The organism is Synechococcus sp. CBW1108, from assembly GCF_015840335.1.
GTDB lineage: Bacteria > Cyanobacteriota > Cyanobacteriia > PCC-6307 > Cyanobiaceae > Cyanobium_A.
Map to the genome: position 1 here is coordinate 2,171,584 of NZ_CP060395.1, position 16,167 is coordinate 2,187,750.

Annotated in this window: 11 protein-coding genes and 2 pseudogenes; 5 read left to right on the plus strand and 8 right to left on the minus strand. The window is 55.7% G+C overall.

What is annotated here, in order from left to right:
- Positions 1 to 19: 19 nt before the first annotated feature.
- A complete protein-coding gene (locus H8F27_RS11845) occupies positions 20 to 271 on the plus strand; it encodes a helix-turn-helix domain-containing protein (RefSeq protein WP_197148261.1) in 252 nt (83 codons plus the stop codon).
- A gap of 7 nt (positions 272 to 278) precedes the next feature.
- On the opposite strand, the gene H8F27_RS11850 is transcribed toward H8F27_RS11845, so the two are convergent.
- The 5 genes and pseudogenes from H8F27_RS11850 to H8F27_RS11870 all read right to left on the minus strand — a co-directional run bounded on the left by H8F27_RS11850 (position 279) and on the right by H8F27_RS11870 (position 8,282).
- Positions 279 to 809 (minus strand): type I restriction enzyme endonuclease domain-containing protein, encoded by a 531-nt coding sequence (locus tag H8F27_RS11850; protein ID WP_197148262.1) that lies wholly within the window; start codon positions 807 to 809, stop codon positions 279 to 281.
- A 39-nt stretch (positions 810 to 848) separates the two neighbouring features.
- Positions 849 to 2,464: pseudogene (locus H8F27_RS11855) on the minus strand (IS3 family transposase).
- Entirely contained in the window at positions 2,439 to 5,168 is a 2,730-nt protein-coding gene (locus H8F27_RS11860; RefSeq protein ID WP_197148263.1) for a type I restriction endonuclease subunit R, read from the minus strand. The pseudogene H8F27_RS11855 and the gene H8F27_RS11860 overlap by 26 nt, the downstream one beginning before the upstream one ends.
- On the minus strand, positions 5,168 to 6,403 hold the full coding sequence (locus H8F27_RS11865) for a restriction endonuclease subunit S (protein ID WP_197148264.1): 1,236 nt from the start codon (positions 6,401 to 6,403) through the stop codon (positions 5,168 to 5,170). The genes H8F27_RS11860 and H8F27_RS11865 overlap by 1 nt, the downstream gene beginning before the upstream one ends.
- Positions 6,396 to 8,282, minus strand: a complete 1,887-nt coding sequence (locus H8F27_RS11870; protein ID WP_231596237.1) for a class I SAM-dependent DNA methyltransferase — start codon at positions 8,280 to 8,282, stop codon at positions 6,396 to 6,398. The genes H8F27_RS11865 and H8F27_RS11870 overlap by 8 nt, the downstream gene beginning before the upstream one ends.
- A 2,419-nt stretch (positions 8,283 to 10,701) precedes the next feature.
- On the opposite strand from H8F27_RS11870, the gene H8F27_RS11875 reads away from it, so the two are divergent.
- A complete protein-coding gene (locus H8F27_RS11875) occupies positions 10,702 to 10,905 on the plus strand; it encodes a hypothetical protein (RefSeq protein WP_197148265.1) in 204 nt (67 codons plus the stop codon).
- 550 nt (positions 10,906 to 11,455) lie between these two features.
- On the opposite strand, the gene H8F27_RS11880 is transcribed toward H8F27_RS11875, so the two are convergent.
- Positions 11,456 to 11,755, minus strand: a complete 300-nt coding sequence (locus H8F27_RS11880; protein ID WP_197148266.1) for a hypothetical protein — start codon at positions 11,753 to 11,755, stop codon at positions 11,456 to 11,458.
- Between the two features lie 6 nt (positions 11,756 to 11,761).
- A complete protein-coding gene (locus H8F27_RS18050) occupies positions 11,762 to 11,884 on the minus strand; it encodes a hypothetical protein (RefSeq protein ID WP_255517695.1) in 123 nt (40 codons plus the stop codon).
- Positions 11,885 to 12,071: 187 nt separating this feature from the next.
- Here H8F27_RS18050 and H8F27_RS11885 point away from each other — a divergent pair, with 187 nt between their 5' ends.
- Complete coding sequence (locus tag H8F27_RS11885) at positions 12,072 to 12,245, plus strand: hypothetical protein (RefSeq protein ID WP_197148267.1); 174 nt, start codon at positions 12,072 to 12,074, stop codon at positions 12,243 to 12,245.
- A 325-nt stretch (positions 12,246 to 12,570) separates the two neighbouring features.
- Here the strand turns inward: H8F27_RS11885 and H8F27_RS11890 are convergent, their stop codons facing one another.
- Positions 12,571 to 13,710 (minus strand): IS5 family transposase, encoded by a 1,140-nt coding sequence (locus H8F27_RS11890; protein WP_197148268.1) that lies wholly within the window; start codon positions 13,708 to 13,710, stop codon positions 12,571 to 12,573.
- Positions 13,711 to 14,132: 422 nt separating this feature from the next.
- Here H8F27_RS11890 and H8F27_RS11895 point away from each other — a divergent pair.
- Positions 14,133 to 14,462, plus strand: a pseudogene (locus H8F27_RS11895) (transposase); the annotation flags it as partial.
- 115 nt (positions 14,463 to 14,577) lie between these two features.
- On the plus strand, positions 14,578 to 16,146 hold the full coding sequence (locus H8F27_RS11900) for an IS5 family transposase (protein WP_197148269.1): 1,569 nt from the start codon (positions 14,578 to 14,580) through the stop codon (positions 16,144 to 16,146).
- The last annotated feature ends 21 nt before the right edge of the window (positions 16,147 to 16,167 follow it).

Here is a 16,167-nt window from a genome sequence, read left to right on the forward strand (position 1 = left end):
TTGAGGTATTGTGCACCTTATGGCAAAGCAAGTTCGTCTGACACTCGCCAAAGCACTCGCCAAGGCAAATCTGCACCGTGCGGAGGCAGGTGAGAAGGCAATCACAATGAACTCGCTGGCAGTGGCGGCAGGCGTGGCAGCGACCACCATCACCCGACTGGCACGGAACGATCACAAGGCGGCATCAGCACTTTCCTTGGATTTGGCGGGGAAGATCGTGACGGTGCTGGATTGTGGGATTGAGGATTTATTGGAAGTTGTAGAGGCGTAGTGCCCGTTCAGAATTGCTTTTCCAAAGCATCGGCAACAACCGCCTGAATCTTGTTCCCCAAATCCTCTTTCGACCACTCCTCAGAAATCATCTCGGTCTGCTGGAGCACCAAGTCAATCGCTGCTGCCTCCTGATCAGGCGGATACTTGTAGCGTTTGAGCAGTGCCTTAATCGTCGTTCGCAGTCGTGCCCGAACGTTCTCTTTGTATTGCCAGTCGATGCTGAGGTTGCCCCTGAGTTTTTCTGCCAGTTCCCGTGCCATCTTCATCAGCACCTTATCGCCCATCAGATCGTGTGCTGACTGGTTGTTCGCCAGGGCGTCGTAGAAGGCAACCTCAGCAACCGACAACCCCATCGCCGCCACTTTTTCTGCTTCATCACGGAACTGCTTTGCCATCGCAATCAGTTCCTCAATCACCTGTGCCGCTTCAATCGAACGGTTGGCGTATTTGTTCAGGGATGCCTGGAGCAGTTCACTAAATCGCTTCTGCTTCACCACATTGGTCTTGAAGCGGGTCTGAACCTCTTCCCTCAGCAACGGTGACTTTCAGGAAAGTTGTCACTCCTTGGCTGCCATTCAGGCGGCCTTGATTAAGGGTAGCGCCAGGACCGGATCGGGCTCTTCTGTTGGCTTGTTTATCCACACTTCTGCCGGTTGATTCCAGCAGCGGGTGGCACCGCTCCAGCGCGTTGGATTGGCACGGCGGGCGGCCTCGTAGACATCAGTGCGCTGCTGGCAAATTGCCGCGGCAGCCCCACTGTGGCGCTGGTGGGGCGTCACGAATTTGATCGCGCTGTGGTGGTGCCGGTGGTTGTACCAATCCACAAATGCTGCCACCCATTCACAGGCCTCGCCCTTGCTGGCAAAGGGCCGGCTCGGGTAATCAGGCCGGTATTTGACCGTACGGAACAGGGATTCCGAGTACGGGTTGTCGTTTGAGACCCTTGGCCGGGAGAAGGATCTGAGCACGCCCATCTCCTCGAGCCGTGATTCCAGCGTGGCCCCACGCATTGCATTGCCGTTGTCGGCGTGGAGTATTAGGGGCTGCTGCTGGCACTGGCGGCTGCCAAAGCCGCTGGGGCGGTGGTAGCGCTCCTTGAGGCAGGCCCGCTGCACCAGATCCGCTGCGATCTGGGCCGATTCCACCTCGGCCACATCCCATGCCACCACTTTGCGGCTCCAGACATCGACCACCAAATAGAGGTAGAGCCACACACCTCGCACCGTGGTCGGCAGAAAGGTGATGTCCCAGCTCCAAACCTGGTTCGGGCCATCCGCCCTGAGGCGCGGCACCGAGCGCGGTTCTTGAGGCAGCCTGGCCCTCCCCCGGCGGTGGCACTGACCCGCCTGGTGCAGCACCCGATAGAAGCTGCTCTCTGAAGCAATAAAGAGCTTTTGATCGGACAGTGCCGGCACGATCTGCCCTGGCGGCAGCGCGGCGTACTCCGGCTGGTTGCACGTCAGCAGGATTCGCTGGCGCTCTTCCTCGCTCAGGCGGTGACCCACCAGGCGAGCACTGCCTTTACGGCGATCCACGCCGTCCCCATCACCCAGGAAGGCTTTCCGCCAGCGTTTGAGGGTGCGCAGGCAGATGCCGATCACACCACAGGCCCTCACCAGGCCGGCGCCCGCAGCATTGGCCTCCCCGATCAGCTCGATCACCTTCCGCCGGTGCACGGCGCTGGTCAGCCTTCCGCGTCCTCCGAACAGAAGGCATCCCACTTTTTTTGCAGCACCAGCAAAGCCGCCATCTCCGCCATGGCCTTCTCCTTGCGCTGCAGCTCCTTTTTTAGGGCTTTGATCTCCCGCTGGTCCTGGGCGCGGAGCTTCTCGAGCTCCTTCTGTTCGGCCATCGTCAGCACCGGCTTGGCGTTGGCATCCTGGGCCGCCTGCCGCCAACGGCTCACCTGCTCAGGGAACAGGCCCCGCTCGCGGCAGTAGGCGCTGAGTTCGGTGGCATTGAGCCCGGCGCTTTCCAGCACCACCGTGAACTTGTCGGCGGCGTTCCAGCCCTCTGGTTCCTTCTCGGATGCCGGCACCACCTCTCCCTGCAACCGCCAGGCCTTCCTCCATTTGTAGAGGGTCATCACGTGGATGCCCAGCTCCTCTGAAATCCGGGCAACGCTCTGCCTGTGGGGCGGGTGCATCCGTCTCCTCACATCAGCCTTAACGGCCTCGCTGTATCGGCGCATTGGTCATGTCCTCAAGCCCCCGGATGGATGGATCAAAGGGGTGACATCTTTCCTGAAACCGGGGGAACCGCTGGAGCAGTTCAACCGCCAGGTTCTTCTGGGGGATCTTGCTGACCTCTGCCAAAAACTGATCCGACAGGATGCTGAGATCAGGTTTTTGTAGACCTGCGACCTTGAAGACATCAGTGATTCCATCTGCCACCAGGGCATCAGACATTAGTTGCCGCAACTGAAAATCAACATTCTTGGGGGCACCACCATCACCGCCATCTGTGCCATCACCTTTGACCAGTGGTGCTCGGATCGCCTGAAGGAAAGTCACCTCATCATTGAGCGCCATCGCTTCATCAAGCGTTCCGCACAGGGCAAATGCTTTGGTCATCGCCAGCACGGTGTCGCAATACCGCTGCTTGCCATCTGGTAGTTCAAGGATGTGATCCAGGCAGTTGGGCAGAAGTGCCATTGCTGTCTTGGGATCCCTGAACCCACTCCAATCAATCGGGTGGAGCAGGTCACGGGCAACCTGGAGTTTCTCTTTGAGGATCCGCACCGCCTCACTGGTGTCGATGGTCGGAAGACCTTTGCCCTTCGATGCGGTGTAGGTCGCCAGTGCTTCCTTGAGTTGAGGTGCGATGCCGATGTAATCGACCACCAGACCGCCGGGTTTGTCTTTGAAGACCCTGTTGACTCGGGCAATCGCCTGCGCCAGGTTTGCCCCCTTCATCGGTTTATCCACATACATCGTCGCCAGACAGGGAGCGTCAAACCCCGTCAACCACATATCCCGCACCAGCACGATCTTGAGCGGGTCGGCAGGATCCTTGAACCGTTTCTCCAGATCTTTCTTCTGCTGCTTGGTGGTGTGGTGGGGTTGGAGATATTGCTCATCCGATGCCGATGCCGTCATCACCACCTTGATGGCACCTTTTTTGGGGTCGTCATCGTGCCAGTCAGGGCGCAGGGCAACGATTGCCTCATAGAGGCGGGCACAGATATCTCTGCTCATCGCCACCACCATCGCCTTGCCTGGTTGGGTGCGTGAGCGTTGCTCAAAGTGGGCAATCAAATCTGCTGCCACTTGCTGTAGGCGTGGTTCAGCGCCCACCAGTGCTTCCAGTGCTGCCCACCTGCTCTTTGCCCGTTCAGCAGCAGGAATGTCGTCTTCATCTGAGAAGAGTTCATTCACCTGCTCATCCACCTGGGGGAGCAGTGGTTCCTTGAGCGCCAGTTTTGCCAGGCGGGATTCGTAGTAGATCGGCACCGTGGCACCGTCTTCCACTGCCTGCTGAATGTCGTAGACGGAGACGTAGTGCCCGAAGACCGCCTGGGTGTCACGGTCGTCTTGGGAGATAGGTGTTCCCGTGAACGCAAGGAAGGTCGCCTGGGGCAGGGCATCTCTGAGTGCCTTTGCCAACCCGTATTTGATCTCCCCTGTCTTGGTGTCGAAGCGACCCTTGAACCCGTATTGGGTGCGGTGCGCTTCGTCGCAGATCACCACGACGTTGTGGCGGTCGGTGAGGGCAGGGAACTTGTCTTCTTCAGGGTCGGTGGCGAACTTCTGAATGGTGGTGAAGATGATGCCGCCACTGGGTCGGTTGCCCAGTAGTTCCCTGAGTTCTTGGCGACTGTCTGCCTGCTTAGGGGGTTCACCCAATAGGTCACCCGCCCCAGCAAAGACCCCGAACAGTTGACCATCCAGGTCTTGGCGGTCTGTGACCATCACCAGGGTCGGATTCTCCAGGCGTGGATCGGTGAGCAACTTGCCCGCCAGACACGCCATCTCAATGCTCTTGCCAGCACCTTGGGTGTGCCAGACCACCCCGCCCTTCTTATCGCCGTCAGGTTTGCTTGCTTCCACCACCCGCTCCACTGCTGCTTGAACGGCGTGGAACTGGTGGTAGGCAGCGATCTTTTTGATGATCTGCCCGTCTTCCTCAAACAGACAGAAGGAGCGGATGAAATCCAGAAGACGCCCCTTGTCGAACATCCCTCGCACCAAGGTCTCCAGATCACGGTGAGCACCCAGTGGATCGAGGTCGTTCTCCCCTGAGATCGTGCGCCACCGCAGGAATCGCTCTCGATCAGCAGTCAGCGAACCGACCCGTGCCTGGATGCCATCGCTGATCACCAGCAGCACATTGGGCGTGAAGAGGTCTGGGATGTCTTGCTTGTAGGTCTGGAGTTGGTTGAACGCCGCCCAGATGTCTGCTTTCTCATCGGCAGGGTTCTTCAGTTCGATCACTGCCAGGGGCAAACCGTTCAGGTAGACCACCACATCAGGGCGGCGGTTGTGCTTGCTGCCCTGGATCGCCAACTGGTTCACCACCAACCAGTCGTTGGAGGCAGAGTCGTCGAATCCGATGACCTTGAGACGGATGCCAACCTGCTGGTTCCCATCCATATAGGTGATGGGCAAACCCTGGGTCATCCAGCGGTGGAACTGACGGTTGGATGCCAGCAGACCAGGCACGTTGGGATTCGCCAGTTGGAGCACCGCTGACTCGATGGTGCTCTCTGGAACTTCTGGGTTCAGGCGCTGGAGTGCTGAACGGAGTCGCCCAGTGAGGATGACCTGCCTGAAGTCGGTGCGTTCTGGGGAGGTGCCGTCGCTATCGAGTTGGGGGGCGAAGACGTGGGTGTATCCCAGTTCCGTGAACCACTCACAGCACTGCTGCTCCAGATGGTCTTCTGTGATAAGTGCCATCAGACCCCAACCTCCTCAATCATCCGCTGGGCATCGGGGATTCGGATTTCACCTGAGATGAGTTTGGGGAGGAGGGCGTCTCGTATGGAAGAGAGACGAACCGAATATTCGCAACCCATCTTTATACGTTCAATGAGTGAATAAAACTGAATGTCAAACTCCTTCAGCAAGCGTGGCGTAGGTATGGCGATTGGGAACTCGCACATATCCCCCCAACTTGTTCTCGGCATCCTGGTTCCTGTGGATGCTGCGACCGTGAAATCAATAAATGGGTCACTTGCCAATAAGCAACAGATAAAACCAGTGCCACTGTCTCCCTTCTTCCTTGTGACAACGATGTCTGTGGAGCACACTCCATCAAACTGAGCGTAACCTGTCTTTTTGAAATATGGTCGCAGTTTCCCGTAGAGAATATCGCCTTCTCTGAATCTATTCTTGTTACTCTCCAGTTCCTCTGCTTCCCCTGACTCGCCAAGGCAAATGCTGCCTCGGGGCATATGCTCTAATCCTATATAGCGATCAGTTGAATCCATCTCGCCTGGTTTCGCTGTTTCTCTGGGATTTAGTGCGACCTCGTCAAGTGAACCAGTTCTCCATCCACTCGGTATCTCACCCAGTTCTGAATCTTCAAATGAATCAGGGAATAGATCGCTGATTTCTGCTGGCAATCCAGTGGATCGACCTTCTGCCTTTGCTCTGACTGAATCGAAATCCACAAACCACGACTTGAAGAGCGCCTTTGCCATCGCCTCCAAGGTTTCGTTGGTCTTGCGGTTGAGTTCGATCTTGCCGTCAAGGGTGCCGAGGATATGGGCGATTGCCGTGCGCTCTTCAGGATTTGAGTGCCAAAATATTTCCTTCTTGTTCAAGTGCCCCATCGTTATCTGGGGTTGCGCTGAACCAGTCGTTACATCAGTAAAATCTGTATTAAGTAGCGAGTAATAGAGATACTTGCTTGACTGTTGACTCTGACTGGGGAGAACTATCGCCATTGCGTTATTTGAAATATGCGCCCTGCCACCAGACCACTGAACAAGACCGCATCCATTGCCTCTACAGGTCACCAGCGGTTGTGCTTCTTCGTATGTAGCATTCTGGGTATACCCTAAGATTCCATTGGCACCCCAGACGGGCACTTTTGAGTGCTCAGTCGGTCTTTCGCTGAGTTCATTTGGTGATGTATAGCGACCTTGTTTGATCTGGGCAATCTTCTCAATCTGTCTAAGTTCACTCATATCCCAACCTCCTCAGATTCTCAGAAATCTGCTGATCCAACCTTGCTCCTTCTTCCTGTTGCTGCTTGAGCAACCCAGTTAGGCGCTTCATCTTCTCATCAAATGCCTCACCATCGTCTTCAACATCCGCTGCACCCACATAACGACCAGGCGTGAGCACAAAACCATTCTTCTCGATCTCTTCTAACTTGGCGTTGTAGCAGAAACCAGCGACATCCTCATAAGCATCAGACACCTCACCATCACCACGCCAGGCGTGAACGGTGTCTCCAATCTTGGCAATATCCTCATTCGTCAACACTCGCTCAACCCGTGTCTTCATCGTGCCCATCTGGCGGGCATCAATGAACAGCGTCTCTCCACGGCGATCTCGACCACGCTGGGTCTTGTCATTCGTCAGGAACCAAAGGCAGACAGGAATCTGAGTGTTGAGGAACAACTGCCCAGGCAGAGCAACCATCACCTCAACCACATCACCACGCACCATCGCCTCACGGATCTGCCCCTCACCACTTTGGTTGGAACTCATTGATCCGTTTGCCAGCACTACACCTGCTTCACCACCAGGGCGTAGTTTCCAGAGCATATGTTGTAACCAGGCATAGTTCGCATTGCCTACAGGTGGTCTCCCATAAACCCAGCGTGGATCACTTTCGTATTTCTCACCACCCCAATCCGAAATGTTGAACGGTGGGTTAGCAAGGATGTAGTCAAACTTCTGATCTGGGAACTGGTCTCTGGCAAAGGTGTCAGCAGGTTCCTGACCCAGATCAGCAGCAAAACCACGAATCGCCAGGTTCATCGCTGCCAACCGCCAGGTGGTTGGATTGCTCTCCTGCCCGTAAATCGAAGCATCATCCCGCTTGCCCCCGTGCGCCTGAATGAACTTCTCGCTCTGAACGAACATCCCACCTGAACCACAGCAGGGGTCATAGATCCGACCCTTATGGGGTGCCAGCACAGCAACCAGCGTTTTGACGACGTGAGCAGGTGTATAGAACTGACCGCCCTTCTTGCCTTCTGCGCTGGCGAACTGACCCAGGAAGTATTCGTAGACCTCACCCAGCACATCACCTGATCGCTGGTCGTCAGCAAATCCAATAGTGGAGATCAGATCCACCAGTTCACCCAGTCGCCCTGGTTCCAGTTGGGCACCGCCAAACCGTTTATCCAACTTGCCCCTCAAGGGAAGGTTCTCGTTCTCGATGGCAACCAGTGCCTTATCGATCAGTTGACCAATATCAGGTTGCTTTGCCCGTGCCCGCAGCGATTCCCAACGAGCATCAGCAGGAACCCAGAACACGTTCTCCTGGGTGTAGTAGTCACGGTCTTCCAGTGCCGCCTGATGGTCGGCAGCGTCATCGCCCACATAGTTGTCAGAGGCAGGGTCGCTGACCATCAGCAGCACCTTGCCTTGTTGGGCGGCAAAGGTGTCTGAGATGTATTTGAGGAAGATCAGACCCAGAACCAGATGCTTGTATTCCGCCGCATCCATCTGGGCACGAAGTTTGTCGGCACTCGCCCAGAGCACTGCCTTGAAATCCTTGGCGGGTGCTTCCTTCTTCGCTCTACCTCGACCGTTGCCATTGGTGCTGGGTGCTGAGGGTGCCTCGTAGCGACTGCCGCCCTCGATGCCTTCTGCCAGGCGCACGGATCCACCACGCCCCTGCCCCTTGAGGATCAGACCCAGACCCACCAGGCGGTCTTTGACTGCTGAATATTCCTCTTCGCTGATCTGGCGCTCTGCTGCCCCACTCAGCGCCTCCCGTGCTGACTGGTTGCCCATCGTGCTGCCATCACCAGGGAGCACCTCCAGGAGCAGGTCACTCAGATCCTCGCCGTCTGCTTCGGGTGTCGTGAAGTTCGCTGAGTCGGTCACTCGGTCTGGTCACTTCCGCCCATTCTCGCCTGCTGGACTGGGTTTTGCCCGTTATGCGGTTCTCGCATAGTCCATCTCAATTCTCATAGCAGCGCAACGGTTGCGCCTCTATGCGGTCACAACCGTTTTGCCAAAAAAAAGCGGACCCGTCCAGGACCACTCGATGACCATAGCGACATTCTATGAAGTTCTGTAACCGAATGCGAGCGGTCCTGCCTGATCAGCGTTTCTTCCTCCAAATCCGCTCCAGGGTCTTGCGGAACTCGCCCTCGCTCAAGGGTCGTGCCAGGTCTCGCCTACTAAAGATGTATCCAGAGTAACGCTACTGATCCACCAGACCTGAAGACCGCCAAAGACAAGGGCGACCAGTCCCAGTTGGATGTATCCAGAGTTCAGATATTCAATCAACTTATATTGCCTGGGTAAAGCAACTTGATCCGCGTCGTTAATTCTACTGGCGCGAAGTCTGTCTTTTCAGGAGGGAAGACAATTCATCGCTTCCCGCTTCTGCCTCATTCGTCAATGCCGACAGCACGTATTCAAGATCTTCGCTCTCCAGATCACCTGTTTGGTTCCAGTTGAGTGAAAACAGAATTGACGAAGACACGATACTGAAAGTCTGCCTTTCCTTGAGGCATGATGCTTGAGTTTCACAAATCTAACCAATTTGACTTGGCGCCAGTTGTCCTCGTGGACATTTTTCTTGTGAAGAAATGGTGAAACTGCTCTCTGTGAACACAACGAGTTGAAACCCCTGCTGTGTCGCCAGTTCCGATCTCCTCTTTGGTCTACTGCTTCTATCTGCTTGGGCACCTCAGGGCGCTTTGTGCCCCTTGGCATTCCTTGCCCTGCTGGTGCTGCTTCAGTGCACACTGGGTGCCCTTCACGACTATTCCGCAGTGCTCACAGACCGTTATAGGCACTTCTTTATCCCAGTTGGCAGGTCGCTCACCCACCAGTTCTCTGCGTGAGGTGTCTATGCCACTGCCCTAATTGGACTGGGACGTGTCAAAAAATTGGCATCTCCCTCTATTGTCATCCCCGCGCCAACGCAACGGGATGAGGATTTCGCATTCTGACGGTGAGCATCTGGTTATGTTGAGTGACGCAGAAGCGTCAGCGCTTGTTGATGCGACTGCTCTTCTGGTGGTCGCTTCCCAGTCCGTTCCTGGGGCAGCACTGCCACCAAGGATGGCAACTGTGCTGGGAGAACTCTTTGAAGGACTCAAGGTGTCTACTGCCGTCACTGCGCCGCGGCAGGACGCCTGAGTTCAACTGAAGCAAGAACCATGCGGGTTTCATCAGTCGGCACCAACCACCTCCTCTGCCTCAGCGATGAAGAGGTAGGACTGCTGGTTGATCTGTGCCACGCAGGTGCCTTCTCTGAGCACATCGCCTCTTCTGCTGAACGGCGGGAGCGTGTGGATGCATTTATGTGGCAGGTCCAGCAGTCGCTTTTGCCTGCGGTTCAGAAGCGATACGGCAAAAAGGTGTTGAAGCGAACTGGGGCGCCAAGGGTCTCAATGGACTCCTTGACCATCCCGCCACATTGCGAGTAGTACAGGTGTATCCGCTCTTGTGTGATGCCTGCTGTCCGCCCTGTGCCACCTGCGACCCCCGCTGAGGAGTGGGAGTTCCTGGAGTGGGATGTCCTCAAACCATCCCGCTCCTCAAGCGTCTGCATCACCTGTCAGCACTTCCGTTACGAGGTGGGAAGGCACTGCGTCACCTTGCTGACCTGTCCGATTCACCAGGGTCTGATTCCTCAAGGCGAGCACCTGACCAAGCGATGCGCTCAGTGGGTGGCACGGCGGGAGGTTCGCCAGGGGTGGTGTCCTGAGGGTGGGTGACAGACCACATGCCATACCGACGGATCCGAAATTGTTTTCGATTTAACATCCGTTGGTCTGGATCAGATGTCCCTGCTTATCCCTTGCGGTTTCATTGAATCTCGATGCATTGTGTGAGATATTATGTGAGATATCATTGTGAGACTGAACCGAAACTGTCCCAAATCATTCCGGCAAGAACCTTCTTGTTTTCAAGTCGAATCCCACCCTCTCCGCTTTTGACAAATCTTGAGACGGTTCAGACTGTTATGAATCGTTCCTGTAGCTGGGAATTTCAGGGCCTTCCTTGCCTCAGGGAGGCCCTCGATGTGCCGATTGGCCGCAGATAATTTTTGGGAGATTTGCTTCCATGATGCTTACAAACTTCTGACGAATGCTCAGATCCATCCAGGCATTGCCTTCAATTCACAATTCAGGGAAGAAAATCAATAACATCTGAGGTGGTGACCTGTTCGTTGTCAGTCTGCTCGTTGTATTTCTGTGCTTTGCCAATGAATGATCCAACCCCTTAGAGGAACCCCAGCTGGAACACAAAAATGATAAATTAGCAGTCCCTTTTGGTGGATGGAATGCCCTTTGCGATCTACACCCACGACTCCTGGGGCGTCGTCAAGGTTGCTTCATTTACGACCCTGGGCGAGGCGCAACAGGTTTTCTCCGCAGTCTGCTGTGATCCTTGGTATCAACAAGATGGAGGCGTCAAGGGCGTGGAGTTGGTTCAGAATGCCGAGGATGGAGCAAGTCAAAGACTGGACTGGTTTGCTTTCAGGTAGTTGTCAGTAGATTGCTGCCTAGACTTCTGCGCCCTCTGACACCGCATGGACTGATAATGTTTCTGTATTGGCTTTGACGATTATGGATCTAAGGGTAGATACCACTTCAGACGAGGTTGAAGGCTTGCGCATCGTGAGAGAAATATGTTGGAGCGTTATTGATCCAGCTACACTCATCGGCAGGGATACGAAAACCCACTTTGATATTTTAGTGGACCAAGACGGGCTGAAAACTATTGTGAGATTTCACTTTTTTGGTGGCAGTAAAAAAGTTGAGATCCATGACGGCGCAGATCCAACATTCGTAGAACTTGCCTCAGTCTCTGATCTCCGCAAATATGGGGAAAGATTTCGCGCTTCCCTCATGAAAATACTAAGAACGAAATAACCTGGGGAAACTATGTGCTCAAGGTTTCGGTGCTTTAGTTAGCAGAAGGAGTGCAAATATTACGCTTACCTTGAAATACACAACCTGAAGAGAATATCAGCCCTAGTGTGGATAACATTTTGGCAAATATAGGAAAAATTTAGCTAGAAAGGAGTTTTAAACTTAGTAGTCGTCACCGTATTTTAGGTCTGATTTGGAGTTCATCAATTCCACTGTCGTTTGGTATCCCTGGGCCACGGTTACCTCGTGCTGAATGCCGATATCTCGCAGAGCGGTGACATCATATTCAGGGGCGGTGATCCAGCTAAATCCCTTGCCAAAAGTGTTGTCGGGATTCACTACATACCAGTGACAGGCGGTGTCAGGCACGGCTACAGAACACTTGGTCCAATCGTTGCTCCATTGCGGCACCTGAACAAAGGAAAGCATTGCGAACAGAACTCCCAGGAAACCAGTGATCATGGCGCTTTAATTTTTCATATTGTAGCCGATTTGTTGCGTGATGGTGAGCATCGCGGTCAAATGGCCGTTTTTCTGCCGCCAGCTCCAGGCGTCCAGCCCCCGCCGCTTGGCGGCCTGGAATGTCGGCAAAAATCCTGAATGTGCTTTTTCGCACTGATGTATGTATCGCTACGGCATCCTTTGGGATTTGCTTTAGAAATGGATCCATGTGGGGCCGCCTTATGGATTTGTCTGGTTCTCCCTCCTTGCTTGCCTTTGCGGCCTTGGTGGGGTTTGTTTTGGTTCAGGCGGTGCTGAAGTTCGCTTTTTGAAGACGATGGCCCTGATCCCTCGCTGGCGCTTCATGACCGATGAGGCCAAGGCGCTCACAAAGCGCACTGGGATTTCGGCCCTGTTGGTTCTGCTGGTATGGCTGGTCTTTCGATCACTGGTGCCTTGGGTTCTGTTGGCAGTGGTTGCTTGGTGGATCTGGAATGCAGTTCGTAGCTAGTTGCCCCTGGGCAGTATCGACGCCTGCTATGCGGCTCTAACGCCGCCCCTGTTCCTTCCCCCAGATCTTTTCCAGGGTTTTGCGGAACTCTCCAGCACTTTGGGGCCGCGCCAGGTCACGTCTTCTAAGAGTTTGCGGAAAAACTGCCTGAAAGGCCGCGTTTTTCCCTCCAGAGAGCTGATTGTGCTCCGTTCGGGCTGAAATGATGCGTTTCAGCGGTTCAGAACGCCCGATTTCAGGCGTTTTGCCCCGTTGGGGCTTCCTGGAGGCCGCCTCATTGGCACACCTCTGGGCAACCACCTGTTCATGCCGCCGCCATCGCCGGTCACTCCTTCGGAGAAGGCTGCGCCAAGAGCAGGTTGCCCAGCCGGATCAGGTTGTAGGCGATCACGTGCAGGCCAAACACCGCACTCACCTTGTCGGTGCCGCGCAGTTTGAATTGGCGCAGACCGCCCCACTGTTTGATCCAACCAAACACCTTCTCGATACCGCGGCGGGCATTGATCGACTTGGCGTAGCCCTCGTGGCGCGTGGTGCGGCCATCAATGGCGGAGCCACCAGAGCGGGCGGTGTTCTGAGCGACGTGCGGCGTCACGGCGATGCGACGCATCTCGGCGACAAAGCCCTTGGTGTCGTAGTTCTTGTCGGCACCGATGGTTTTTTGGTGGGCACCGGGGATGTCAGCCGCCATCGCTTTGGCGGCATCCCGCTCCCCGGTACCCACTGCTTGGGTAACGCGGCAATCGACGATCAGGGCATGGCGGTTGTCCATGAGCACGTGGCCTCGGTAGCTGGGTTGGGCCGGGTGGGAATTGGACTTGCGGGCCAGCAAGGCGTCTGGATCGACGCTGGAGCGGTGGGTCTTGTTGCTGAGCTTGATGCCGCGGAAGTCACCCTTGGCCCGCTTCTTACCGGGCTTTGGAGCGCCAAAGCCCTCGCCAGGGCCTGACGACGGTGGCGGTGGGTCCTGCTGACCATCGGTCCGCTCCAGTGAGGCATGGGACGCCCAGGCCTGCAGCAGGGTGCCATCCACTGAGAAGTGTTCGTCGCTGAGTAGCGGCTTGACCTCCGGAGCACCCATCAGCTTCTCCAGGAAGCGCCCCATGACCTGCTCGTTCAGCAACCGCTCCCGATTTTTGGTGAATGTGGTGGGGTGCCAGATCGGATCATCCGGGCTCAGGCCCACAAACCAGCGGTACAGCAGGTTGTAGTGCAGCTGCTCCAGCAACAGCCGCTCCGAGCGAATCCCGTAGAACGCCTGCAGCAACGAGGCCAGCAGCAGCTGTTCTGGCGGCACCGAGGGCCGGCCTTCTGCGGCGTAGAGCGCGCAAAAGGTGGGATTGAGCCGATCGAGGGCCTGATCCGCCAGTTTCCGGATCCGCCGCAGCGGATGACTGGCCGGGATCCGCTCCTCAATCGACACGTAGGAGAACAGGGAGCCGCTGCGCTCCCGGTGACCTCGCATCTGGGCTGGGCGGTTAATCCATTTTCGCGCAGGCTTGGTTTTTCAGCAAACTCCTAAACACGCTGCTGAACCACCACACCTGCAGGCCGCCAAACATCAAGGCGACCAGTCCAAGTTGGATATATCCCCAATTCAACTGGTCCATTTCTCAAACAGACATTTAATTGAGTGGGCTGTTGCCGTGGGAATGGTGTTGCCGTGAGGATGGGGGCCTGCGTCCCCCGCAGTGGTGTAATTCCCCTGGGCCTCAGCCCCGGCGTAGCCGGGGCTGAGCGTCCGCACCTCAAGCGATCGGCTCAGCGGCTGGCGTTGCAAGGGGCGGGGCACCCCGCGAATTCAGCGCCTCGGGCGCTGGATTCGTGGGGACCCCGGGTGGGCAGGCCCGTTTCCCTGGTTCGAGTACCACCTCAACCAGACGAACCATGCCCAAGCACCATGCTGCCGTGCCTGAACTGGCGGCGCTACTCGATGGCAGCAGCGCCGGTGAGCTGATCCCCGAGCTGGCCCGCTACGGCCTGCAGCAGCTGATCGAACTGGAGGCCTCCGCTGTGGTCGGTGCCGATCGCCATGAGCGCAGCGAGGAGCGGGTCAACCAACGCAATGGCTACCGGCCTCGCACCCTGACCACCCAGGTGGGGGATCTCGCCCTGCAGATCCCCAAACTGCGAGCCGGCAGCTTCCTGCCCACGATCCTCGAGCCCCGCCGCAGGGTCGATCAGGCCCTGTACGCGGTGATCATGGAGGCCTACATCGGGACTCCTGAAAAAGCCAAATCGACTGCAGCGCAGCTTGTTTCAGCGATCTAAATTTGATAAACTGGGCTCGTTCAGGGCAATTGACGATTGCTACAACTGCTGAGCACTGCAGATGTACCAGAAACGCCATAACGGGCAGCTCTCAATCGAGGATTTCCATCTGCCTTTTGGCGGCACGTTGGACACGGACAATCGCTGGGTAATCTTCTCCTCCCTGATGCCATGGGAAGAGTTGGAGGAATCATATGCACCTCAGTTCAATCCCACCACTGGCGCCCCAGCAAAGCCTGTACGGCTGGCATTTGGTGCGCTGTTCATCAAGCAGCGGCTTGGTCTGACCGACGAGGAGACCGTTGAGCAGATCCGAGAAAACGCTTACATGCAGTATTTCCTTGGCTATGCCGGCTATTCCAGCAAGGCACCATTCGACCCATCAATGATGGTTCATTTCCGCAAGCGTTTCTCCGAAGAGGAACTCACCCGGATCAATGAACTCATTGCCGAGCGGGGCAAGGCCATGCTGATGGAGGTTGTGGCGTCACAACAAGATGACGACGACACTAACGATCCAAGTGCCTATGCTGACAACCAGCTCTCACTTGACGACTTTGTGAAGCCGGCCGATTGGCCAGAAGGCAAGAATTGGGGAACACTCAGCATTGACGCCTCGTGCACACCAGCCGACATTACCTATCCAACTGATTTGAAGTTGCTCAACGAAGCGAGGGAGTCGACCGAACGGATCATCGACGATCTCTGCGAACAGAATTCAGACCTACGGAAACACAGTCCCCGATATGACCGTGGCAAGGCGCGTGCCAATTTCCTCAGGGTTGCTAAGCAGAAAAAGCCGCGTCGCCGCAAAATCAAAGCCACGATACGACGCCAGCTGGACTATCTGCAGCGGAATCTTGATGCTATTGATGCCCTGATCCACTCCGGGGCAATGCTTTCGGGCTTGAAGACCCATTGGTGGCAGAAGCTCCTCGTGATCAGCGAGCTGCACCGCCAGCAAAGCATCCTGCTGTACTCGAAAACGCGCAGCATGCCCGATCGTATCGTGAACTTGGTTCAGCGACACGTTCGGCCCATGGTTCGTGGTAAAACGAGAGCTGCTGTTGAGTTTGGCGCCAAAATTAGTGTTTCTGTGCGAAATGGCTTTGCCTTCCTGCACAGGATCAGCTGGGATCCATACAACGAATCCGAAGACTTAATTCCACAGGCCATGAAATACAAGCAAGAGCATGGCTGCTACCCCGAGCGAATCTGCGCTGATCGAATCTACATCAATACCAAGAACCGAAACTTCTGCACTCGGAACGATATACGGCTCTCTGGTAAGCGATTGGGGAGGCCGCCGAAGAATCCAGAGATCAGTGCTGCTCACAAGCAGCAGCTAAGCGCTGACCAGCGGAGGCGAAATGAAGTGGAGGGATGCTTTGGATCAGGGAAGAGGAAGTATTCACTGGACTTGATTATGGCTCGGCTGAGCAAAGGTGCAGAGAACTCCATCTCCATGGCCTTTGTGGTGATGTGCGCAGAGAAGATCCGGAGGCTCCTCCGCCTCTTTTTTATCACTATTTTTGCCTGGTTATGTACCTGGAAATGGCCAGGTAGTCTCTGGATGGGGCTCAGGAACATTTGGCAGCTTGAAACAAACCAATCACTGGCCACTGGATAACCGTGCGTTTGGGCTGCCTAC